The organism is Rhodococcus sp. 06-1460-1B (genome assembly GCF_002258475.1).
Classification (GTDB): Bacteria; Actinomycetota; Actinomycetes; order Mycobacteriales; family Mycobacteriaceae; genus Rhodococcoides; species Rhodococcoides fascians.
In genome coordinates this window covers 1-21,433 of record NZ_NOYS01000043.1, presented here as the reverse complement: position 1 = coordinate 21,433, position 21,433 = coordinate 1, and the positions used below count along the sequence as shown (strand labels likewise).

23 protein-coding genes are annotated in these 21,433 nt (G+C 64.6%); 9 read left to right on the top strand and 14 right to left on the bottom strand.

Going from position 1 to position 21,433, the window contains the following annotated elements:
* Nucleotides 1-181: 181 nt before the first annotated feature.
* From CH268_RS25415 to CH268_RS25400, 4 genes are all read left to right on the top strand, one after another.
* Nucleotides 182-1,126 carry a WcbI family polysaccharide biosynthesis putative acetyltransferase gene (locus CH268_RS25415; RefSeq protein WP_255182503.1) on the top strand — a complete coding sequence of 315 codons (945 nt, stop codon included), beginning with the start codon at nt 182-184 and terminating at the stop codon, nt 1,124-1,126.
* A gap of 65 nt (nt 1,127-1,191) precedes the next feature.
* Nucleotides 1,192-3,441: a glycosyltransferase gene (locus CH268_RS28365; protein WP_255182502.1), complete on the top strand. Its 2,250-nt coding sequence runs from the start codon at nt 1,192-1,194 to the stop codon at nt 3,439-3,441.
* Between the two features lie 181 nt (nt 3,442-3,622).
* Complete coding sequence (locus tag CH268_RS28030; protein ID WP_155288598.1) at nt 3,623-3,772, top strand: hypothetical protein; 150 nt, start codon at nt 3,623-3,625, stop codon at nt 3,770-3,772.
* Between the two features lie 98 nt (nt 3,773-3,870).
* Nucleotides 3,871-4,584, top strand: coding sequence for a CDP-alcohol phosphatidyltransferase family protein (locus CH268_RS25400; protein ID WP_052053234.1), 714 nt, complete (start codon nt 3,871-3,873; stop codon nt 4,582-4,584).
* On the opposite strand, the gene CH268_RS25395 is transcribed toward CH268_RS25400, so the two are convergent.
* The gene (locus CH268_RS25395) at nt 4,532-5,368 is read right to left on the bottom strand and encodes a YihY/virulence factor BrkB family protein (protein WP_094643833.1); all 837 of its coding nucleotides are present in this window, start codon (nt 5,366-5,368) and stop codon (nt 4,532-4,534) included. The genes CH268_RS25400 and CH268_RS25395 overlap by 53 nt on opposite strands.
* A gap of 39 nt (nt 5,369-5,407) precedes the next feature.
* Complete coding sequence (locus CH268_RS25390; protein WP_027496209.1) at nt 5,408-5,800, bottom strand: OsmC family protein; 393 nt, start codon at nt 5,798-5,800, stop codon at nt 5,408-5,410.
* Nucleotides 5,801-6,007: 207 nt separating this feature from the next.
* On the opposite strand from CH268_RS25390, the gene CH268_RS25385 reads away from it, so the two are divergent.
* Complete coding sequence (locus tag CH268_RS25385) at nt 6,008-6,961, top strand: hypothetical protein (protein ID WP_032366265.1); 954 nt, start codon at nt 6,008-6,010, stop codon at nt 6,959-6,961.
* Between the two features lie 76 nt (nt 6,962-7,037).
* On the opposite strand, the gene CH268_RS25380 is transcribed toward CH268_RS25385, so the two are convergent.
* Nucleotides 7,038-8,219, bottom strand: a complete 1,182-nt coding sequence (locus CH268_RS25380) for a zinc-dependent alcohol dehydrogenase (protein ID WP_094666234.1) — start codon at nt 8,217-8,219, stop codon at nt 7,038-7,040.
* A gap of 127 nt (nt 8,220-8,346) precedes the next feature.
* Between CH268_RS25380 and CH268_RS25375 the strand changes: the two genes are divergently transcribed.
* Complete coding sequence (locus tag CH268_RS25375; protein WP_094666233.1) at nt 8,347-9,345, top strand: iron-containing redox enzyme family protein; 999 nt, start codon at nt 8,347-8,349, stop codon at nt 9,343-9,345.
* On the opposite strand, the gene CH268_RS25370 is transcribed toward CH268_RS25375, so the two are convergent.
* Both CH268_RS25370 and CH268_RS25365 read right to left on the bottom strand, forming a co-directional pair.
* Nucleotides 9,327-9,491: a CDGSH iron-sulfur domain-containing protein gene (locus CH268_RS25370; RefSeq protein ID WP_063216898.1), complete on the bottom strand. Its 165-nt coding sequence runs from the start codon at nt 9,489-9,491 to the stop codon at nt 9,327-9,329. The two genes, CH268_RS25375 and CH268_RS25370, sit on opposite strands and share 19 nt — an antisense overlap.
* A gap of 61 nt (nt 9,492-9,552) precedes the next feature.
* On the bottom strand, nt 9,553-10,239 hold the full coding sequence (locus CH268_RS25365) for a HemK2/MTQ2 family protein methyltransferase (protein ID WP_094666344.1): 687 nt from the start codon (nt 10,237-10,239) through the stop codon (nt 9,553-9,555).
* 202 nt (nt 10,240-10,441) lie between these two features.
* On the opposite strand from CH268_RS25365, the gene CH268_RS25360 reads away from it, so the two are divergent.
* A complete protein-coding gene (locus CH268_RS25360) occupies nt 10,442-10,909 on the top strand; it encodes a hypothetical protein (RefSeq protein WP_094666232.1) in 468 nt (155 codons plus the stop codon).
* An 8-nt stretch (nt 10,910-10,917) separates the two neighbouring features.
* Complete coding sequence (locus tag CH268_RS25355) at nt 10,918-12,099, top strand: NAD(P)/FAD-dependent oxidoreductase (protein WP_094666343.1); 1,182 nt, start codon at nt 10,918-10,920, stop codon at nt 12,097-12,099.
* 25 nt (nt 12,100-12,124) lie between these two features.
* Here the strand turns inward: CH268_RS25355 and glsA are convergent, their stop codons facing one another.
* The gene (gene glsA / locus CH268_RS25350) at nt 12,125-13,333 is read right to left on the bottom strand and encodes a glutaminase A (protein WP_094666231.1); all 1,209 of its coding nucleotides are present in this window, start codon (nt 13,331-13,333) and stop codon (nt 12,125-12,127) included.
* Between the two features lie 106 nt (nt 13,334-13,439).
* Here glsA and CH268_RS25345 point away from each other — a divergent pair, with 106 nt between their 5' ends.
* Nucleotides 13,440-14,438: a fumarylacetoacetate hydrolase family protein gene (locus tag CH268_RS25345; protein WP_052053236.1), complete on the top strand. Its 999-nt coding sequence runs from the start codon at nt 13,440-13,442 to the stop codon at nt 14,436-14,438.
* Between the two features lie 3 nt (nt 14,439-14,441).
* On the opposite strand, the gene CH268_RS28025 is transcribed toward CH268_RS25345, so the two are convergent.
* From CH268_RS28025 to CH268_RS25310, 8 genes are all read right to left on the bottom strand, one after another.
* Nucleotides 14,442-14,585 (bottom strand): hypothetical protein, encoded by a 144-nt coding sequence (locus tag CH268_RS28025; protein ID WP_155288482.1) that lies wholly within the window; start codon nt 14,583-14,585, stop codon nt 14,442-14,444.
* Between the two features lie 165 nt (nt 14,586-14,750).
* Nucleotides 14,751-16,946 carry a catalase/peroxidase HPI gene (katG, locus tag CH268_RS25340; protein ID WP_072692110.1) on the bottom strand — a complete coding sequence of 732 codons (2,196 nt, stop codon included), beginning with the start codon at nt 16,944-16,946 and terminating at the stop codon, nt 14,751-14,753.
* A 75-nt stretch (nt 16,947-17,021) separates the two neighbouring features.
* Nucleotides 17,022-17,501, bottom strand: coding sequence for a Fur family transcriptional regulator (locus CH268_RS25335; protein ID WP_032366272.1), 480 nt, complete (start codon nt 17,499-17,501; stop codon nt 17,022-17,024).
* Between the two features lie 128 nt (nt 17,502-17,629).
* Nucleotides 17,630-17,899, bottom strand: coding sequence for a metal-sensitive transcriptional regulator (locus tag CH268_RS25330; RefSeq protein ID WP_032366273.1), 270 nt, complete (start codon nt 17,897-17,899; stop codon nt 17,630-17,632).
* 52 nt (nt 17,900-17,951) lie between these two features.
* A complete protein-coding gene (locus tag CH268_RS25325) occupies nt 17,952-18,371 on the bottom strand; it encodes a DUF302 domain-containing protein (protein WP_094666230.1) in 420 nt (139 codons plus the stop codon).
* A 42-nt stretch (nt 18,372-18,413) separates the two neighbouring features.
* Nucleotides 18,414-20,567 (bottom strand): MMPL family transporter, encoded by a 2,154-nt coding sequence (locus CH268_RS25320; RefSeq protein WP_255182501.1) that lies wholly within the window; start codon nt 20,565-20,567, stop codon nt 18,414-18,416.
* A 164-nt stretch (nt 20,568-20,731) separates the two neighbouring features.
* Entirely contained in the window at nt 20,732-21,196 is a 465-nt protein-coding gene (locus CH268_RS25315; protein WP_051365075.1) for a MarR family winged helix-turn-helix transcriptional regulator, read from the bottom strand.
* 14 nt (nt 21,197-21,210) lie between these two features.
* Nucleotides 21,211-21,433 (bottom strand): acetyl-CoA carboxylase biotin carboxyl carrier protein subunit (locus tag CH268_RS25310; protein WP_141215192.1); only part of this gene is annotated, 223 nt, incomplete at its 5' end.

Here is a 21,433-nt window from a genome sequence, read left to right as displayed (position 1 = left end):
AATACGAATCATGAATTCCTTCGGGTACAGGTCAGACGAATCGTGCCTGTTCCCGACACGCGCATGGGGTCTGTACCCACTTCGTACCGAGTTCAATCGCGGTTGGCGTCGCAGGTTCGGCGGGGCTACGTTGACCAGAAGAATGGTCGAACACACGCACTCACACGACGTCGGGGCAGACATGGACGGGCGTACTCGCCACTACGGCGATTTCTACGGAATATCGGGGCTCGAGGCCGCGCCACGTACACCCGTCGACGATCGCCCCCTGTTGCTCGTCTGGGGTAACTGCCAGGCCGAGGCGATGCGCATTCTGCTGAGCTCGGATGCGGCGATGCCGTTTCGGACGGTACGAATCCCGCCGGTACACGAACTCGAATCCGCCGATCTGCCGCACGTCGATCGATTGGTCCGGCAGACCTCGGTACTGCTGACTCAACCTGTGCGGGAGGGCTATCGGCATTTTCCGCTCGGGGTCCCCGATCTGACACGATCACTCCCGCCGCACGCCGTGGTACTTCGTTGGCCCGTGCTGAGATACGCTGCGCTGCATCCTTTTCAGATCATCGTTCGGCATCCGAGCGACCCAGCGGCCGTTCCGGATCTCGTTCCGTACCACGATCTGCGGACGATTGTGGCCTTCGAGCGTGGCGTGCGGTCCGGCGAGAACTGGGACCTCCCGGTATCCGACGCCGGCTTTCGTGATGCCGCGCAGGCGAGCCTGGACGAGCTACGACGACGCGAGAGCCGCGACACCGACATCGCTGCGTCCGACCTGTTCCAGAGTGCGGGAAGCCGTGCCACTCATACGATCAACCATCCGACCAACGTGGTGTTGACTGCACTCGCGCGGCGGATCCTGGACCACCTCGACACCGCCTGCACTGTGGGTGATCCAGGGAGAGAACTGCTCGGCGGTGTGCGAGCGCCCGTCGAACGTCGGGTACTGCGCGCCCTCGGCCTCCCCGGTGATGCTCGCCCAGACTGGACGGTCGACGGTTCCGACGTGTCCAGCGACGTCGTGCACCGCGCTCACCTCGATTGGTATGCGGCACATCCCCAGTTCGTCGACGCCGCACTGGCCCGCCACTCCGAGCTCTTGCGAATCCTGCAGACGACGCCGTGATCGCACCCGTGCATCATCTCGTGGTCGGCCCACCGGACCACGGAGTCGTCCGGTGTGCCCGCGACATGGCTACGGCCACAGCGAGTCCCGTGGTGACCGCTCCCGACCGACTACCGCCCGACACTCCCGTCCACATTCACTTCACCGACCGGCTGTTCGGACGTACCGCGCACGAGGCCGCCGATGCCATTGTCGCACTGGCACAGCAGCATCGAGCCCGCATCACCGTCACGCTGCACGACGTACCCCAGATCTCGGACGGCTCCGCGTTCGCGGCACGCACCGACTGCTACCGCCGAGTGATCGACTGCGCTGCAACGGTCGTGGTGTCGAGTGTGCACGAGCGACTGCTTCTCGAGGACATACTCGACAGCCGACCCGACATCCGCGTCATTCCCCTACCGATAGACCGCCCGGCACTACGATCCGACGACGTCGTCCCCCGGCGAGTCGTCGGGATTCTCGGGTTCGTCTATCCGGGAAAGGGACACAGCGAGGTACTCGGTGCCATGTCTGCACTGGACACCGACGTCGGGTTCGACATCGTCGGGGCCGCGTCGGCCGGACACGAGGACGTGCTCGACGAACTACGCGGCACTGCCCGGCATCTGGGCAGGCCGTTTTCGACGACCGGTTTCGTTCCCGATGCCGAACTGGGCGGTCGATTGCGGTCCATTGCTGTTCCGGTTGCCTTCCACCGGCATGTGTCGGCATCCGGTTCGATCAACACCTGGATCGCGGCGGGCCGTCGTCCTCTGGTCCCTCGTGGTCGATACGTCGACGAGATGGCCGTCAATTCGCCCGATGCGCTGTGGATTCACGAGGACACAGTGGAGGGCCTGGCCGAGGCCATGGCAGAAGCGTTACGCCGACCCGAGAAAACATGGCAGTCCGCCGACTCGGCACCGTATCCATCGCCTGCTCAGGCGGCCGACCTGTACAGCTCCCTGTTCCGAGAAGGCATGGCTCTACCGTCCATCGCGCTGCCCGATGGCCGCTCGGTGGTTCCGCACAATCGGTGGGATCTGGCACCGACCGCATCCGACACGCCCCGAGTGTCGGTCGTGATTCCCCACTTCCGGCAGCAGCACCAGCTCGACCTGGTTCTGGCAGCGTTGACCGCGCAGACCTGGCCCGCGTCGCGCATCCAGGTCATCGTCGCCGACGACGGATCTCCCGAGGAACCGAACGTGGAGGGTTTCGGCTCGGCTCTCGACATCACCGTCGTGCGCCAACCGGATCTCGGATTCCGGGCCGCCGCCGCACGTAACCTCGGTGCGTCCGCAGCGCGCGGAGACATCCTCTGCTTCCTCGACGCCGACACCGTGCCCGAACCCGATTACATCGAGGAATCGGTACGCCTGATCGTGGCCCTTCCCGATGCGGTGACGGTGGGTAGGCGTCGACATGCCGATCTCGGCGGGTGGACGCCCGCGGACATCGGCACCTGGTTCGACGGCCGATCTGCGGGCCCCACGGAATTCACCGAGCCCCGATGGCTTCGTGACGGCTACGCCGGCTCGCGAGATCTTCTGGACGCGGACCGTCGTTCGTACCGATACGTCATCAGTGCCGTGATGTCCTGCAGCCGAACGTTGTTCGAGGAACTCGGCGGGTTCGACCCGACGTTCGTCGGGTACGGCGGAGAAGACTGGGAATTCGCGCATCGGGCCTACGCCGCAGGTGCCGTCCTGGCCCATCGGCCGCGAGCAGTCGCCTGGCACGACGGGCCCGACTGGGCCGAACGCACGGGCGGAGACCGAGAGCGAAAGAATGCCGAAGCGTTGATGCTGGCCTCCCGCATCACCGACCCCGCGGCGCGGACCCAGGGTCTGATCTTCGCGCTGCCGGAGATCGTCGCGGTTGTCGATACCACCGGGCACAGCGCTGCGTCCCTCCTCGAGACCGTCGGCTCGGTCCTGAGGCATCCTGATTGTCGAGTGTGGATTCACGGACCCGGTGCCGAAGAATTACGGCGGCAGTGGGGCGACGCCGACTGCCGCATCCAGGTAGGTCTTCCGGGAGACACTGCACGTTCTCACGCGGTGCTCGAGGTGCGCGGCCTCGTCCTGTTCGGTGCCGACGCACTTCGTCGTCTCGTGGAGACAGGAGCGGATCGTCTGACGGTCGACGTGGGCAACTCGGGCACGGTCGAGCTGCGCACCTCTCGGTCGAGCTGTCGCGCTCGACGGTGGTCGTCGACGATGGGAACGGCTTCCGAGGACCTCGCGGAGGCCCTGTTCGGGCACATGCATCGGACAGGTGCGGAGTTCGGGCTCTCCGCGGGCGAGGTTCAACCGAAACTTGCGTGGTGAATGTGGGGTGGTTCCGGTGTCGACTCGACCGAATCGGGTACGGCCAGTGGGAGAATGTAAGTCGGCGGCAGACGAAAGCAACGGCGAGATCGGGCGAATGATGAACAGAACGCTGTATTCGATGATGTGGATGATGGCGATTATCTTTTTCGTCGCTTTACTGTGGGGCACAGTCGGTTACGTGTACGCAGACACCCATCCTCTGCAGCGAGCGGCATTCGTCGGAGGCGGAGTGTTGATCGCGGGATGGCTGATTCTGTTCGCGGCCGTCGGGATCAAAATATCGCGGCTCAAAGCCCGCAGGAGACAGAGCAACTCCGACGAGCAGTAACTGTTGGAGCCGCTCGGGTGTGGGTTTCGAATAGGCGGGTATACACCGACGAATCTTTCGTAGAGTCGGTCTTTCGATTTGCCGAGCAAGGATCGTCGATGGTCAACCAGCGCAGCACACCGAGCCGGCGCACTTCGTCCGAACTTCCGGCGACCCGCCAGGAATATCTGTCGACATGGTCGGGTCTGCACAGCAACATCGATCCATCGTCGTCGGTGCTCGTGTCGACGTGGCTTCGTCTGGTGTACTTCGTGAGCGCCCCGCTCGTGCGCGCGTCCGTCTCTGCCCACGTCGTCACCGTCGCCGCGGTGGTTGCGGCTGCAGGCTCGGTGGCGTTGTCCCGGCCGGGCACCTCGCTGCCCCTCCTGGCGGCGGTGCTCATCGTGTTCTCCGGGCTGCTCGACGGTATCGACGGCGGCGTGGCCATGATCGGCCGTTCCCAATCGCAGTGGGGCTATCTGCTGGACACGGTGTCGGATCGGTGCAGCGATCTGCTGTTCCTGGCGGGCAGCCTCGCGCTGGGCGCTCCGATGCCCATCGTCGTTGCCGTCGGTGTGACGACATTGCTGCACGAGACGGCCCGCGCGCGTGCCGTCGGAGCCGGGATCTCCGACGTCGGCTTCCTGACGGTGTGGGAGCGGCCGTCTCGGGTCGTTGCCGCCGTCGTCACCGCGACCGTTGCGGGCGCGGGCCCCGGTAGCGCTCAGACGTCCGCGACGATCGGAATATCGGTGACGTGTGGGCTGGCTGTTCTCGGGTTCACCCAGCTGATGTTCGGGCTGTACCGACGGGCCGATCGAACTCGGCGGTGATCAGCCAGCCGGCGAGCGCCAGCACGTGAAAGACGAACATCCACAGCATGATTGCCACACCGCCGCCGATGTCGGTGAGACCGCCGAACGGTGCACCGAGGTCGACCGGAATGGCCAGGAACAGGATGAAGCCGTGCACGAATCCGGTGACGATCGACGACGTGACCAAGGAGCCGGCCACGAGTGCCCGCCACCCCACCGCCCGCGGCGCGATGACCCGGTAGGTCCAGGCAAGCGGAACGGCCAGGATCAGCCACAGGCAGTTGAACCCCAGAAATATTCGTAGAGCCAGCGCACCGGCACCTCCGCCGCCCGTGGTCGCCTGCAGGACGCGTGCGACGGTCAGCACCCCGATGAGCAGCACCGGGGCGGCGACGAAGAAGGGAACCATGGCAGCTCTGCCTCGCCACCCGGTGAATGTTTCACGGGTCGGGGCGAAACGCACGATCGCCCTCCGCAGACCCTCTCCGTAGAACGTTGCGGGGAATATCGAGATCACGACCCCCAGCGGTCCCAGGTGTATTCCGGCATCGGCCAGACCGTCGAGCGCCGCGCGGGCACCCAACGCATCGGGCAGTAACGCAGACATGGCGTCGAATCCGCCTTGTACCCACTGCGCCGACACCAACAACACGGTCGCCCGGATCGTCAGAAGCAACAGTGGGACGACGGCGATCACCGCGTAGAACGTCAGTCCGCCCGCGATCAGCGTGGTGTCCTCACGCGCGAAGCCGGCTTTGATCGCCTGCACTCCGCGAACCGCCCGAACGCGAACGGATGTCATCGCGCGCGTTCGGAGCGGGTCCGCCGAACGATCGAGCGGTTATTCAAGGGTGACGTCCACGGCGTCGATCACTTTGAGGAACGGGCAGATCGACGTGGCCTGCGCGAGTACGGCCTCCGGGTTGTCGGTGCCCGGTAGCGACACCGACAGAGCGAATTTTGCGTCGTAACCGGATGCGTCGGAATCGGTCAGCACGACGGTGCCCTTGACCGCGAGTTCGTCGACACTGCCGCCGACGGTCCCCAGTGCGATTCGCAGTGACTCCACCAAGCAACTCGACAGCGCTGCGGCCATCAACTGCTCGGGGTTGGTGGCCTCGCCCGGGCCACCGAGTTCGGCCGGTTCTCGCACACTCAACGACAGCACTCCGTCGTCGGAGGTCACGCCGGTCGCAGTTGCAGAGACGGTTGCTGTGTACAGCTCGGTAGTCATCGGTGTCGGATGTCCATTCCGCCGCCGATCGAAACCGTCGAATCCCGCCGACACGAGTAGCGGTTCGGACGTGTCGCTGTTCACACCTGCGGTACAGCCGTTTGGCAGAACTTACCGGCGGGTAACACCCGAACAGGGCCGAGCATCACGCTGTGACCCACAGGCATCGGCCGGATCCATGTACCCACCCACCGAAAGGGGAGCACCATGAGCACATCGACTTTGATCGCTCAGTTGCGGATTGCACTGCAGCTGACCCACACCGAAATTCAGGTCGCGGAAACCCGCGTCGTGCAGGCGCGCACCGAAGCGGTTCGTCGGGAACTGACGCAGAACGCCGCCAACGGACGTGACCGCGCCGCCGCTATCGAGGAAGCACTGCGCAACCTCGGTGGCCTGCCCGAGGTAGTGGCACCGTTCATCGGACGCACCTTCGCAGCGGTGAAGGCAGTCGCCGAGCAGGCGCAGCCGTTCGACGAGGCACTGCTGGGCGATCTCGCCCTCGAGCAGCAACTGTTGGGTCGAGCGAAGTACATCAAGGCTCTGGCGACAGCAGCCGAGGAACCGTCCGTCGTGGCACTGGCCGGCCGCTTGGCCACCGCGCACGCCGCGACGGTCGAATGGCTCGAGACCGTCCTCGCCGAAGACGCCCTGGGTGGACCCGCCGCACTGCGCCGGACGCCTTTCCAGGCAGCTGCCGGCACCGCAGTCAAGATCGTCAACGCACCGGCCAACTGGTCGGCCCGCGGTCTCGACCGCGCACTGGACGCCGCTCGCGCCACCCCGGATCGACTGAGCGCTCTGCTGGGCCGCGGTGCACACGCAGGCGACGTCGCCGTCAGAACGTTGACCGCCAGCCGCGACGCAGCACTCGAGGCCGCCGAGGATGTCACCCGTAGCGAAGGTGTCGATTCTGTCGCCGACGCCATTCACACCGCGCGGTCCGCCGGTGGAACTCTCGGTGCCGACGAGCTTCCCGTAGCGGACTACGACGACCTCAACGTCTCGGACGCGGTGGCCGCCATCAAGGAACTGACCACACCCGCCGACGTACGCACTGTCGTGGCGTACGAGGAGGCACACAAGAACCGCCACGGAGTCGTGTCCGCAGGACAGACTCGCCTGGCAGCAATCGCCAAGGACGTCATCTCCGTCGACTGACGACGATCGATCGATCCTTCTGCGAATACCGATGCGGCCCGTGAAGTTCCGGGCCGCATCGCTGTATTCGAAAGGTTCAGGGCTTCAACAGAACCTTGATCGCACCGTCCTGCTTCTTCTGGAAGATGTCGTACGCATGTGGCGCATCTTCGAGCGAAAGCTCGTGAGTAGCGAACGAATCGACGCCCAACGGATCGTCGTCGCCGAGAAGCGGCATGATGTCGTCGACCCATCGCTTGACGTTCGCCTGGCCCATCCGCAGCTGAATCTGCTTGTCGAACAGGGTCATCAACGGTAGCGGATCGGCCATACCTCCGTACACACCGATGATCGAGATGGTTCCGCCGCGTCGAACGATGTCGATTGCCGAGTACAGCGCACCCAGCCGGTCCACGCCGGCCTTCCGCATCATCGGTGCGGCCACGGCGTCGGGCAGCATTCCGACGATCTGCTGGGCCAGCTTGCCGACCGGTGAGCCGTGCGCCTCCATTCCGACGGCATCGATCACCGCGTCCGTTCCTCGGCCGTCGGTCATGTCACGAATGACGTCGCCGACGCCCCCGCTGTGTTCGGCCAGATTCACCGTTTCGATTCCCCGTGCCGCAGCTCGCGCCAAACGCTCGGGTACGAGGTCGACAGCAATGACCCGAGCACCCTTGTGCTGGGCGATGCGGGCGGCCATGTCTCCGATGGGACCGAGTCCGAGCACCGTCACCGACCCGCCTGCAGGTATCGACGCGTACTCCACCGACTGCCACGCGGTAGGCAATACGTCGGAAAGGTAGACGAATCGCGAATCGGGTCCGGCCTCGGGGACCTTGATGTGCGTGAACTGCGCCTGCGGAACACGGAGGTACTCCGCTTGCCCACCGGGCACTTGGCCGTACAGCTTGGAGAAGCCGAACAACGCGGCACCCATGCCCTGCTCACGAACCTGGGTGGTCTCGCACTGGGTGTACAGACTCGAATTGCACATGTAGCAATGTCCACACGAAATCTGGAACGGGATGACCACACGGTCTCCGACGGCGAGATCGCCTGTCTCCGAACCGACTTCCTCCACGATGCCCATGGGCTCGTGACCCAGAATATCGCCCTGGTCCATGAAGGCACCGAGCGTCTCGTACAGGTGTAGGTCCGATCCGCAGATATTGGTGGTCGTGATCTTCACAATTGCGTCCGTCGGCGCTTCGATGCGGGGATCGGGCACCGAATCGACGCTGACGTTCCTCTTGCCCTGCCATGTCACTGCGCGCATGGAGGCTCCTCTCTGTTACTCGACCCCGAAACTCGGAATCGCACGAAGCGGATTACCTGCTTCGTATGCGTGCAAACGCATCGGACCCACACGATTGACCGTGACCGGCAGCGGGTAGGCGTGAACAATGAGTGTTGTGACCCCTTCCATCGCCCCCACCCTCGTGTCGCCTCGGTTGCCGGTGCCGTGTGGTCCACTCTCGGACGCCGTGATCCGGTATCTCTCCACCGGCGGCGGTGCCGCACTGCCCAGCGCGTCGGATGCCGATCCGACGTCGCGTGATATGCAACTGGCGTTGCTCGTCAGCTACGAACTGCACTACCGCGGGTTCGAGGGCGTGGACGACGAACTGGAGTGGGATCCAGCACTGCTGCAGTTCAGAGCAGCACTCGAATCCGCGTTTCTGAACTACGTGCGCTCGAATGTAGAACCCGGCGACGACGTCGTCGCCGAAATGAAGCGACTGTCGATCGAGTCGTCGTCCGGTACCGGCCCGTCGTGGTTCCTGCGGGACGAAGGATCGTGGGAGCAGATGCGCGAGTACTTCGTACATCGGTCCATCTACCACCTCAAGGAAGCAGATCCCCATGCGTGGGCGATCCCGAGGCTGGTCGGCCAGGTCAAGGCCTCGTATGTCGCAGTCGAATTCGACGAGTACGGCGGTGGCAGGGGTGAGCGTGTCCACCAGCATCTGTGGGCCGAATCCATGACGGCAGCAGATCTCGATGCGTCGTACCTCGGGTACGTGGACCGCGTCCCCGCCCAGACACTCGCGTGGGTCAACCTCATGTCGTTGTTCGGATTGCACCGTAGCCGCCGAGGTGCCACCGTGGGCCATTTCGCCGCCACGGAGATCACGTCCTCGCCGGGTTCACAGCGGTTCGTGCAGGGCCTTCGCAGGCTGTCAGCGCCGGCTGCATGCATCGCGTTCTACGCGGAGCACGTCGAGGCCGACGCCGTCCACGAGCAGGTCCTGCGCCACGACGTGGTGGAGAACCTGATCGGACAGGAACCGCACATCGAAGCCGACATCGTATTCGGCATGCGCGCACTGGATTTCGTCGAGAACGAGCTCGCGGACCACGTGATGCAGCGGTGGTCCGCCGGTCAGTCGTCGCTGGACTGACTCGCTCGTCGCTTCGCGCGATGGCTCGTGTCGCACAGTGGGTACGTCTTGCTGCGCTTGCACGTGCACAGCGCGACAACGAAACGATCCGAGGTGACGACGGAGCCGTCGTCGAGTTCGATCTCGACCGGCCCGTCGATCAGCATCGGTCCGCCCCGGACCAGTCTCACCCGAGTGCGCGCAGGTGCAGCGTTACCACCCGTCGGCTCATCGCTTGTCGCCACGCAACACCACCAATTCTTCCGTTCTGCGGCCCGATTCGAGCACGCCCTTGGCCTCGAGCCACTCGGCACGAGCCGTCATGACGGGCCCGAAGTCGATTGTGCGGCACGCCGCCTCCGATGCACCGAAACCGTGAGTATTCAGCATCTCCCGTGTTCGCTGCGGACCCGAGAATTCCGAGTGGACCACCAGCAACACACCACCGGGTGCCAACAGTTCCGCGCCTCGCGTGCACAGAGGGTCGAGCACCACTCGCCCGTCCTCACCCGCATCCCAGGCGCGGTGCAAACCCATGCCGGTGGGCGCGGTCTCCGACGGAACGTACGGAGGGTTGCACAGCAGAATGTCGAACGGCTCCAGCTCGGCTGCCTCCGAGAACGACCCCAGCCGCACATCCACATCGACTCCGACCGACCGGGCATTGCGCTGCGCACAGGCAACCGCACGCGGAGAGATGTCGAAGGCCACCACCTCGCGGGCACCGAGCAGTGCTGCGGTGATGGCTACTGCGCCGCTACCGGTACACATGTCGAGCACACGGGCTCCGGGCACGAGCCCCGAATCTGCGGCGACGTCGCACAGCAGAAGTGAATCCTCCTGAGGCTCGTACACTCCGGGATCGGCGTGTACTCGTGCCAGCGAACGGACGGAATCGAATTCGGCTGTCGTCATGGACATTCCTCCCAGCGTGGATTGTCGGATTCGTATTCCCGTGTCCGAGCCCCGCAAACCGGTTGTTCGGAACAGGCTTACCGACACGCACTTCGGGGTAGTGCTAGGACGTGGTTGGTTGAGGAGCAGCCCGCAGTCTCGGCAGTCGACTGCCGCACTCCCCCTGCACGGGTTCAGGAGTTCGGCTCCAGAGGAGTTGTCCATGATCGTCGTTCCGTCCATTCGAACTCCGCTCGCCGGTGTGGTTCCATCGCTCTCCACCGCCGACGACCGTGCCTCGAGTACCCGTTCCTCGCTCCCGGAGGCCGAGATGACGGTGTCGGTCGACGAGAGCGCAGGCGACGACATCGAGGTGCGCATTGCCGGCACCATCACCGACGTGGACGTTCCGGTGCTGGCAGAGACGTTGGGGGAAGCCGCCGAGCGCGGCCGGGCTCTGATTCTCGATCTGTCTCGCGTCACGTTCGTCGCGGCGGGAGTTCGCTCCGTGCTCGACGCCACCGCTATTCGCCAGGGTCGCTGGCAGCAGAAACTCTCCGTCGTGCTTCCCGACGGCGCAGACCCGAGCGGCGTCTCGGACCGCGTGTTCGTCTACCGCACGCTCGCCGAAGCCCGCACCGAAACCGGTGCCCGCACCGACGTCACAGCGCAGGCGGCCGATTCACGGTGAGCCGCACCATGTACGACGTGCTGATCATCGGTGGAGGCAATGCCGGGATCAGCGCGGCCGCACGACTGCTGAAGAAGGGCGTGTCCGACGTCGCCGTGATCGAGCCCAAGCAGGTGCACACGTACAAGCCCCTGTTGTCGTACGTCGGTGCCGGTCAGGCACCGCTGACCGAGGCCGAACGGACCCAACGCTCGGTGATCCCCGAGGGCTGTGTGTGGCTCGAAGACTCGGTCGTGTCGGTGGATCTGGCAGAACGATCGGTTCGCTGCGCGTCGGGAATTGAGTACGGCTACCGCGATCTCGTGCTGGGGCAAGGCCTGATCGCCGACGAAGCCGATCTGCCGGGTGTGCACGCGGCACTTCGTTTTCCCGATGTCGCCAGCAATTACCTCGACCGGGCCGAGCGCACATGGCGGCTGGTCCGTGACCTGCCTGCACACAGCCACGCCGTGTTCACCGTGCCGCGTCCGCCCGTCGGGTGTACCGGGACAACCGTCAAGCCGCTGTTTCTCGCGGCGGCCCATTGGAAACGCACAGGACGACTACCGACCGTCGACATCACGTTGGTCGTAGATCGTGAGAGTCTGCTCGGTGTCCCTGACCTGGACCCCCGGCTCGCCGGCCACCTCCGAGACCTGGGTGTGCGCGTCCTGATGGATACATCGGTCACGGCGCTCGAGCCCGAGAGCAAGCGCATCACCGTCACCGATCACGCCGGGGTCGACGAGCGAATCGACTACGACATGCTGCACCTGGTCCCGCCGTATCGCGGACCACTGTGGGTACAGGAGTCCGGTCTGGCCGGAGAGCAGCAGCACGGTGTCGTCGACATCGACTCCCGCACGATGCGGCACCGACGCCACCCCGAGGTGTGGGCTGCGGGCGACGGTGCAGCGACCGACACCGACTCGTCGGGTGGCGCTCTACGCAAACAGATTTCGGTTCTCGTCGACAATCTCGTCGCATCCAGGAGCGGCGGAGCGATGTCGAGTTACGACGGGTACACTGTCGCACCCATCGCTGTCGAAGCACACACTCTGATCGCTGCCGAGTTCGACCGCACCGGTGCACTGGCGTCGTCGCTACCCTCGTTTCTCGATCCCCTGAAACCCAGACGGTCCGCGTGGGCGTTCGACCGATACGGCCTACCGCAGTCCTACTGGCACATGATTCTCGCCGGGAGACTGTGACACCGACCGTCTTATTCGAGGGGTGTCAGCTGTCGCGGGAGACGTTCATCAGCCCGTCGGGATCCTCGACGACGACGCGGTAGCCGTCGTCTTCCAGTCCGCTCACAGCCTCTCGAAGGAGGCGCTGTGCAGCGCCGTCGACGGCGCGCACTTCGGTGAAATCGACGACTATCTCCTCGCAGTCCGGGACGCCGGCCGCAAGACGGGCGACGACGGATTCCGCACCGGCGAACCTCAGATCGCCCTGCAGTTCGACGGTGGTGACGCCGTCGGAATCGCTCAGCGTGCGAATGGCGGATTCGCCGCTGGGAGGGACGTGCATCATGTGCAGACCGAGGTCGCGTGACAGCCTCTCGAACACCGCAACCCCGCGGACGCTGTTTCCGTGCTCGTTCAACCGGGGCGAGATCACGGCAACACCCACCTGACCGGGGAGCACGCCCATGATGGCTCCCGCGACTCCACTCTTGGCCGGAATGCCCACTGTCGCAATCCAACTGCCGCTGCCGTCGTACATCCCACAGGTTGCCATGACAGCGAGAACGTGACGGTTGACCGCGGGGTCGACGACCTGTCGGCCGGTGGCCGGATCGGTTCCGCCGTTCGCCATCACCGAGGCGATCACGGCCAGATCGTTGCACGTCACCGTCACCGCGCACTGGCGCGCATACCCATCGACGACGACCGCGGGTTCCGCACCGAGGTGGCCGACCGACTTCAGCAGGTGCGCGATCGCGGTATTTCGATCGTCGGATTCCAGTTCGGCCTCGTACACCGCCCGATCGATGTGGAGTTCACGGCCGGCCATGGCTCCGAGCAGCTCGATGAGCCGCCCCGCTCGTTCTTCGCCGTCACTGCCCGCGATCATCGAATGTACCGCCAGCGCACCGGCATTGATCAGAGGGTTGCGAGGTCGACCGGTCCGCGCTTCCAACGAGATCTCGTTGAACGAATCACCCGACGGTTCGACGTCGACGGCCTCGAGCACCGCTGCGAGCCCGTTGTCCTCGATGGCCAACGCATAGGCCACCGCTTTGGCGATCGACTGGATCGAGAATTCGGTGTCGGTATCGCCCGCCCCGTAGTGCGACCCACCGACGGTGGCGAGCGCAACCGCGAACGTGTCGGGATCGGCCGCCGCCAATTCCGGGTTGCCGCTCGACATTTCCCCATCGTCGAGGTGTCGGCACTCCGTCAGGACGGACTGAAGATACTCGGGCACCGGTGATCTCATCACCCCACGCTAACCGTCGGGTCTTGACACGCCGACCGTGGCACCGTTTACACTCCGGGTTCCTCAACCGTTGTGGAGCATCGCTCCGCACAGATCGGACGCGCCCGTGCGATTGCGACGCTTGACCTCCACCGATTCCGCCGACCGCCTTGCCGTCCACGTGCCCGACACAACCACGTGGATCGATCTCGAGGCTGCGGTCTCGACTCTGGGTGCCCCCGAGATCCTGCACCCGCTCACCGGGTCCATGCTTCGGTTCCTCGATGCAGGTGAACCCGCACGTGAAGCCGCAACGACGGTGGCGCGGCGGGCGGCCGACGAGGGCGTCGCGACGATGGACCGACCGGCACCGACCCTTCCGGTCGTTCCCGCGTCACTGCGCTGCTTCCTGGGCTGGGACGAGCACTGGGACCTGGCCGCACACAACCTCGTTCGGCGAAATCTACCGCGTGCCGTCCCGTTCATCCGTGGATTCGAGATGCTGACGCGTCGAACATTCCCGGCCCTGCGTCCCGGTCCGGGGTTCGACGACCATCCGATCTACTACACCGGTAACCACCTGACCGTCGTAGCCGACGGGGCCGATGTCGAGTGGCCGTCGTACAGCCGAGTTCTCGATTTCGAGCTCGAATTCGGTGCCGTCGTCACCCGACCGATCCGAGATGCATCCGAGCGGGAGGCCGAGGCTTCGATAGGCGGTTACGTCGTCTTCGACGACATCAGCGCGCGGGACACGCAGTGGGAGGAGCAGCGTCGCACTCCGTTCGGACCGGTGGTCAAGACCAAGACCTTCGCCAGTTCGATGGGCGCAGACATCGTCACCCCCGATGAGGTTGCGGCGCAAATAGATTCGCTGGCCGCGACCGTCCGGGTCAACGGCGAACTCTGGTCGACCACCAGCACTGCCGGGATGCGCTATTCCATGGGTGAATCTCTGGCGTTTGCGAGTCGCGGCGAGAGCATTTACCCCGGCGAGCTCCTGACGTCGGGCACTCTGCCTCGCGGTTGTGGGCTCGAACTCGACCGGTGGATCGCTCCGGGCGACCGCGTCGAACTCGATATCGAACGAATCGGCTCCGTCACCAACACCATCGGTGCTCGCTGAGTCCTATCGGATTCCGCGCTCGGTGTCCGACTTGTCGGTCGACGCGTCCTGGAACATCTCGAGGAACGACCCGAAACCGGATGCACTCTGACGTGTTTCGTCTCTGTTGTTGTCCGCAGAGCCTGCGGATACGTCCTGTTGTGTCATGCAACCAGCATGACAATCGGACATTGCGACAAATCCAGGTGCAAAGTCACGAATCGGCATCGAACGATAACAGCCCGGTAACGACGAACTCGAAGCTGTGGATGGATCCAGCTCGTTTTCCATCCACAACTTCGAGTTCGGGTGGCGCATCAGCGCCGGTGAGTACTAGGCGAGCTCGAAGCGATCGAGCATCATGACCTTGTCCCAGGCTGCGACGAAGTCCCGGACGAACTTCTCCTTGGCGTCATCGCAAGCGTAAACCTCTGCGAGAGCGCGCAATTCGGAGTTCGAGCCGAAGACCAGATCGTTACGTGTTCCGGTCCACTTCTTCTCGCCGGTAGCGGCGTCCTTGGCCTCGTAGATGCCGTCCTCCGCGGTGGGAACCCATTCGGTGCCCATGTCGAGGAGGTTGACGAAGAAGTCGTTGGTGAGCGTGCCGACCTTGTCGGTGAGGACGCCGTGCGTCGACCCCTTGTAGTTCGCGCCGAGTACACGCAGACCGCCGACCAGCACGGTCATCTCCGGTGCACTGAGCGAGAGCAGGTTGGCCCGATCGACCAGGTTGAACTCGGCGGGCAGCTTCTGGCCCTTGCCCAGGAAGTTGCGGAAGCCGTCCACCTTGGGCTCGAGATCGGAGAACGAGTCGACGTCCGTCTTCTCCTGCGTCGCATCCATGCGGCCCGGGGTGAACGGGACGGTGATGTCGACGCCTGCGTTCTTGGCGGCCTGCTCGACGGCTGCGACACCGCCGAGGACGACGAGGTCCGCGAAGGACACCGTTCCGGAGAACGACTGCTGAATGCCTTCGAGAACGCGGATGACCTGTGCGATCTCGTCGGGCTCGTTGACCTCCCAGCCGGCCTGCGGCTGCAGGCGCAGACGGCCACCGTTGGCACCGCCGCGCTTGTCGCTGACGCGGAACGACGATGCCGCCGCCCACGCAGCCGAGATCAGCTGATCCTGGCTCAGTTCGGAACCGAGGATGGTCTGCTTGAGCTCGGCGATCTGCGCGTCACCGATCAGCTCGTGATCGACGGCCGGAATCGGGTCCTGCCAGAGCAGGGGCTCCGCCGGAACCTCGGGGCCGAGGTAACGCGAGACCGGTCCCATGTCGCGGTGGGTAAGCTTGAACCACGCCTTCTGGAACTCTTCTGCGAGCTCCTCGGGATGATCGAGCCAACGACGGGTGATCTGCTCGTAGATCGGATCGACGCGCATCGCGATGTCGGAGGTCAGCATCGACGGGTGGCGACGCTTGGACGGATCCGCCGGGTCGGGAACGAGATCCGCGCCTTCTCCGTTCTTCGGACGCCACTGGTGTGCGCCGCCCGGGCTCTTGTAGAGCTCCCACTCGAAGCCGTAGAGGGTCTCGAGGAACGAGTTGTCCCACTGGGTCGGCGTCGGGGTCCAGATGACCTCGAGTCCGCTGGTGATCGCGTCGGCGCCCGAGCCGGTGCCGAAGCTGTTCTTCCAGCCCAGGCCCATCTGCTCGATGGGCGCGCCCTCGGGCTCCGGTCCGATGTGGGCATCGGGGTCGGCTGCGCCGTGGGTCTTGCCGAAGGTGTGTCCACCGACCGCGAGTGCCGCAGTCTCGATGTCGTTCATGGCCATGCGGCCGAAGGTCTCGCGGATGTCCAGTGCGGACTGCACGGGATCCGGATTGCCGTTGGGGCCTTCGGGATTGACGTAGATCAAGCCCATCTGCACTGCGGCCAGCGGGTTCTCGAGGCTCGTGCGGTCACCGTGGTAGCGCTCGTCGCCCAACCAGGTCTGCTCGGGGCCCCAGTAGACGTCCTCGTCCGGCTCCCAGGCGTCGACGCGTCCGCCGGCGTAGCCGTAGGTCGGCAGGCCCATGGACTCGATGGCGACGTTGCCGGTGAGCACGATGAGGTCGGCCCAGGACAGTTTGCGGCCGTACTTCTGCTTGACCGGCCAGATGAGACGGCGGGCCTTGTCCAGGCTTGCGTTGTCGGGCCAGCTGTTGAGGGGAGCGAATCGCTGCATGCCGGCTCCGGCACCGCCGCGACCGTCCTGCTTGCGGTAGGTTCCGGCCGCGTGCCACGCCATGCGGATGAAGAACGGACCGTAGTGCCCGAAGTCCGCGGGCCACCACGGCTGCGAGTTCGTCATCACGGCTTCGATGTCACGCTTGACCTCGGCGAGATCGAGAGAATTGAACTCGGCGGCGTAGTCGTAATCCGCACCCATCGGATCGCCCACGGCCGGGTTCTTCTTGAGGATCTTGAGATTGAGCGCCTTGGGCCACCACTCGCGGTTGCCGCCGCCTTCGACAGGCGTGGGCATCGCGTCGTGCATGACCGGACACTTGCCACCGCTCTCCTGCGGCTGATCCTCGTTCATCTCTTTTTCGCGTGTTACGTGATCTTCAGACACGTGCTTCCTTCCAAGGTGTGACGATCGGGCTGTGATCGGTGGTCACGAACTCTGCTGTGTTCGAGACCGGGGAGGGAACTGAACGGGAACTGCCGGCTGCTCGCGAGCAGCCGAACACTGTGCGCAGAAGCCCCAGTAGATGACCTCTGCCTCGTCGATCGTGAAACCGACGGAGTCCGATGCGGTGAGACACGGCGTCTCGCCCACCGCGCAATCCACGTCTGCGATCACGCCGCAGTTGCGGCACACAGCGTGGTGATGGTTGTCCCCGACCCGAGATTCGTATCGTGCGGGAGATCCCGCGGGCTCGATGCGACGCACCAGGCGCGCAGCGGTCAGGGCATTGAGAACGTCGTACACCGTCTGGCGTGATACCTCGGGGAGCACCGATCGGACGAGTCCGAGAATCGTGTCGGTGTCCGCATGCGGATTGGTTTCGACGACCTCGAGCACGGTGACCCGCGGACGGGTCACGCGCAAATCGGCGGTGCGTAATTGCTCCGCATAGGGTGAGATCGGCATCACAGCCTCAGTATCCTCCGGTTTTCTGGACCAAGTCAAGTATGCAGGCGAATCCGCTGCTTGTCGACTGCAACTCGGTATCGACGGCAACCCGACACATGCCGTTCGCCCGGAGTTCGGCCGGCGGCTCAGGCCAGAGCCAGGAACAACTTTTCGAGCTCGGCCTCGGTCATCGGTTCCCTACCGTCAGCAGCATCCCCCGTCATGCACTCCCGTAGGCCGGTTGCCACGATCTTGAACCCGGCACGGTCGAGCGCCCGCGACACGGCAGCGAGCTGGGTGACGACATCCTTGCAATCACGACCGTTCTCGATCATCCCGATGACACCCGCAAGTTGGCCGTGCGCACGCTTGAGCCGGTTGAGTACCAGTGCAATGCTGTCTTCGTCGCCGATCATGTCGATTCCTTCGATGGTGGTAGCAGTGAACTCGAGGGTACCCCCGGGGGCATCATTGCGGCGCGGTACCGGTACCGCCGAGGGCCGCGATTGCCGCCTGCAGTTTCGCCGTGGCCTCGGCGGCGACCGCACCCAACCGCGGCTCACCGGTGACCTCGACCATGATGGCCGGGTTCATGGCCTCGACGACGACGGACCGCGCCGCCGCCGGGTTCTCACGTACGACCACATTGCACGGCAACAGCAGACCGATCTGCTTCATCACCCCCACTGCGCGGTGAGCCAGTCCCGGGTTGCACGCGCCCAGGATCACGTAGCGCTCCATGTCCTCGTCGAGCTTGGCCTTCAACGTGGCCTGCATGTCGATTTCGGTGAGAACTCCGAATCCCTGCTGCGACAACGCCTTTCTCGTGCTCTCGATCGCGTCGGCGAAATCGGTGTCGGTCAGTGTGGTGGACAGTGCGATGTTCATGATGTCTCCTCGAAAATTGTTGTGTCAGTGTGAGCTGTCGATTCAGTGTGAAAAGCGGATGGAGGGCAGGACGGCACGTAACCATGCCGGCGACCACCACGCGCCGTGTCCGGTCAGCCGTAGCAGGACCGGAAGCAGGACGAGTCGAACCAGGAACGCGTCGAGCAGTACCGCAACACCCAGGATGATGCCCATCTCTTTCGGGGGCAACGGATCCGACAGTGCGAATGTGAAGAACACTGCCACCATCACCGCTGCTGCGGCAAAGATGACTCGTCCCGAGTGGGCCAACCCGTCCACCTGGGCAACCTTGGAATCACCGGAGCGCTCGTAATGTTCCTTGGCGGTAGCCAGGAGGAACACCGTGTAGTCCATGGCGATCGCGAAGATCATCGCGAAGAAGAAGACCGGGCCCCAACCGTCGAGAAATCCCTGCGGCGTGAAGCCCAGCAGCGAGGATCCGTGTCCGTCCTGGAAGATCAGCTTGGCGACGCCGAACGCCGCCGCGGTGGACAGCAGGCTCACCGCGGTACCGAGCAACGCGATGAGCGGAGCCTGAAGCGCCACCAGCAGCAGCACGAATCCGAGAACCAGGATGATCCCGACGACTATCGGCAGGTAGTCGTTCAAGGCCTGCTGCAGGTCCAGGTTCTCTGCCGGTGCTCCGCCGACGAGTGCCGAATCGGGCAGTGTCGATCGCAGCTCGGCGAGAACGGAGCTCATCGCTTCGTCGGACGGATCCACCGACGGAATTGCCTGCAGCAGTGCATATCCCGAATCGTCAGCCGCACTCTGCGGCGGCGTCACCATCGAGATCCCGTCGACCCGCGCAGCGACGGTTGCGGTCTCGGCAGCATAAACTTCGGGAACCACGATCTGCAGCGAACCCGGTGCGCCCGGTCCGAACCGGTCCTGAACGAGCTCGTAGCCCTGCCGCACGGGGGCATCCTCGGGCACCACTGCTATCGACGGCATTGCCACCTTCAGCCCGAGCACCGGCAGGGCGAGCGCAATCAGAATCCCCACCGACACGACCGCGAACGGCCACGGGTGCTTGTGCAGCAACTCCCCCCATGCCGCGAACCTTGGGGATCGATGCACTTGACGCTTGGCGTACGGCAACGAAGCGGCGTTGACCTTGGGTCCGAGCGCACCCAATGCCGCAGGCAGCAGAGTCATCGTTGCCAGCAACACGAAGGCGACAGCCAGCATGATCCCGACGGCCATCGTGCGCACCGCCGGCGCGGGGACCAGCAGCACTGCGGACAGACTCACCAGCACCGTCAGCCCGGACAACACGACGGCCTTACCTGCGGTGTCCATGGTGGCGGCGACGGCAGCCCGAGGGTCGGTGTTCCGCAGCGCGTCGCGGAATCGAGCGACGATGAACAGGGCGTAGTCGATTCCCAGCGCGAGGGCGAACATCATTGCAAAGTTCATGGCCCACACCGAGATCGGTGTGACACCGTTGAGCAGAACGAGACCACCTGCGGAGGCAACGAGCCCCGCGACGGTGAGCAGCAGCGGCAAACCGGCCGCGACGAGGGAACCGAAGGCAAGCACCATGATCGCCAAGGTGACCGGCCACGAGAACAGTTCGGCTTGGATCATGGCGTCGTGGTTCGCCTTGTTGAAGTCCGACCACAGGGCCGACGAACCGGTGGGATACACCTCGATTCCGTCGGTCGAGAGCGCAGTCAACCGTTCCTTCACATCGTCGACGGCTTTGACCATCTCGTCGGTCGTGCCGTTCGCGCCGGCGATGACGATGCCGGTGCGGCCGTCCGGGCTGATCGTCATATTCGGTTGCGGCGCAACGACGTCTCCGAATCGGGAGTCACCGGAGAACACCTCGGTCACGTCGTCGATCACTGCCCGAACAGCGGGGTCCGTGATGGATGCTGCGTCGGAGTGAACGACCACCTGCACCGCTGCGGACGAATTGCCACCGAAATGCTGCTGGGCCAGTTCTCGAACCTGTACGGATTCGGATCCGTTCGCCTGCCACCCGGCTCCCGCCAGATCGGTGAAGACCGAGGGCGCGAACGAACCGAGGCCGATCAGCGCGATGAGCCATACGCCGAACACCCAACGACGGTGGGTCACCATCGACGCACCCGCACGGCCGAGTAGTCCTGGCCCTCTCGCGGGCAGGTCGTCAGGTGGGCGAAGAATTTCGGCATCGCGCAGCGACATGGTTCTCCTATACGGGTGGGGGTATCGGTCGAGGCGGACGAAACCCCGAGCGATCGAACGTGCCCACCATTGCACATACCCAAGGGGGTATGCAAGTACCCCTGGGGGTATCAGCCCAGGGGTACTTGCATCACCGTCGGCGGATCACAACCAGGACGTGTCGATCAGCGCCGCCTGTTCCACTGCTTCTCGATGCCGCGCAGCACTTCGAGTGTCTGTTCGGAATCTGCATCGACCGCCATCCGCGACCGAGCCCGTTCGAGCGCACGTTCGGCACGTGTCACCGCGCGATACCCCGAGTCGGTGGCGTCGACCAAGTACTGCTGTCGATTTCGCGGATTGACACTGCGCACCAACAGGCCCGCGTCGACGAGACTGGCAGTTGTCGCAGTGATGCTGGTTCGGTGTCGCACCAATTCACGTGAGAGCGCGCTGTACGACAACGGCCCTCTCCGACAAACCAATTCGAGTACCTCGTACCGTGCCCAGCTCAGTCCCTGGGCATCGAGCGCCTCCGCCAACCGCACCCGGGCGGCCGAGGCCATCCGCAATACCGTGGACACGATCTCGAACTCGGTGGAATGCGCCGGAGAGGTGTCGCCGTCGAACGATTCAGCGAGGGCAGTCATCGAAAGGTGCTCCCCTACTTGATTTCTGCGAGGACGGTGCCTTGGGTGATGGCGTCGCCTGCGGTGACGCTCAGGCCGGTGATGGTGCCTGCTTTGTGGGCGGTGACGGGGTTTTCCATTTTCATCGCTTCCAGGACGGCGACGAGGTCCCCGGCGGCGACTTCCTGGCCTTCGTCGACGGCGACTTTGACCACGGTGCCCTGCATCGGTGCGGTGACCGAGTCACCGGAGGCTGCG

What these genes read in the sequence shown, in the direction of transcription:
- CH268_RS25415 (WP_255182503.1), top strand. Translation starts at nt 182, where the DNA reads ATGGACGGGCGTACTCGCCACTACGGCGATTTCTACGGAATATCGGGG.
- CH268_RS28365 (WP_255182502.1), top strand. Translation starts at nt 1,192, where the DNA reads ATGGCTACGGCCACAGCGAGTCCCGTGGTGACCGCTCCCGACCGACTA.
- CH268_RS25400 (WP_052053234.1), top strand. Translation starts at nt 3,871, where the DNA reads ATGGTCAACCAGCGCAGCACACCGAGCCGGCGCACTTCGTCCGAACTT.
- CH268_RS25395 (WP_094643833.1), bottom strand. Translation starts at nt 5,368, where the DNA reads ATGACATCCGTTCGCGTTCGGGCGGTTCGCGGAGTGCAGGCGATCAAA.
- CH268_RS25390 (WP_027496209.1), bottom strand. Translation starts at nt 5,800, where the DNA reads ATGACTACCGAGCTGTACACAGCAACCGTCTCTGCAACTGCGACCGGC.
- CH268_RS25385 (WP_032366265.1), top strand. Translation starts at nt 6,008, where the DNA reads ATGAGCACATCGACTTTGATCGCTCAGTTGCGGATTGCACTGCAGCTG.
- CH268_RS25380 (WP_094666234.1), bottom strand. Translation starts at nt 8,219, where the DNA reads ATGCGCGCAGTGACATGGCAGGGCAAGAGGAACGTCAGCGTCGATTCG.
- CH268_RS25375 (WP_094666233.1), top strand. Translation starts at nt 8,347, where the DNA reads ATGAGTGTTGTGACCCCTTCCATCGCCCCCACCCTCGTGTCGCCTCGG.
- CH268_RS25370 (WP_063216898.1), bottom strand. Translation starts at nt 9,491, where the DNA reads ATGCTGATCGACGGGCCGGTCGAGATCGAACTCGACGACGGCTCCGTC.
- CH268_RS25365 (WP_094666344.1), bottom strand. Translation starts at nt 10,239, where the DNA reads ATGACGACAGCCGAATTCGATTCCGTCCGTTCGCTGGCACGAGTACAC.
- CH268_RS25360 (WP_094666232.1), top strand. Translation starts at nt 10,442, where the DNA reads ATGATCGTCGTTCCGTCCATTCGAACTCCGCTCGCCGGTGTGGTTCCA.
- CH268_RS25355 (WP_094666343.1), top strand. Translation starts at nt 10,918, where the DNA reads ATGTACGACGTGCTGATCATCGGTGGAGGCAATGCCGGGATCAGCGCG.
- glsA (WP_094666231.1), bottom strand. Translation starts at nt 13,333, where the DNA reads ATGAGATCACCGGTGCCCGAGTATCTTCAGTCCGTCCTGACGGAGTGC.
- CH268_RS28025 (WP_155288482.1), bottom strand. Translation starts at nt 14,585, where the DNA reads ATGACACAACAGGACGTATCCGCAGGCTCTGCGGACAACAACAGAGAC.
- katG (WP_072692110.1), bottom strand. Translation starts at nt 16,946, where the DNA reads ATGAACGAGGATCAGCCGCAGGAGAGCGGTGGCAAGTGTCCGGTCATG.
- CH268_RS25335 (WP_032366272.1), bottom strand. Translation starts at nt 17,501, where the DNA reads ATGCCGATCTCACCCTATGCGGAGCAATTACGCACCGCCGATTTGCGC.
- CH268_RS25330 (WP_032366273.1), bottom strand. Translation starts at nt 17,899, where the DNA reads ATGATCGGCGACGAAGACAGCATTGCACTGGTACTCAACCGGCTCAAG.
- CH268_RS25325 (WP_094666230.1), bottom strand. Translation starts at nt 18,371, where the DNA reads ATGAACATCGCACTGTCCACCACACTGACCGACACCGATTTCGCCGAC.
- CH268_RS25320 (WP_255182501.1), bottom strand. Translation starts at nt 20,567, where the DNA reads ATGTCGCTGCGCGATGCCGAAATTCTTCGCCCACCTGACGACCTGCCC.
- CH268_RS25315 (WP_051365075.1), bottom strand. Translation starts at nt 21,196, where the DNA reads ATGACTGCCCTCGCTGAATCGTTCGACGGCGACACCTCTCCGGCGCAT.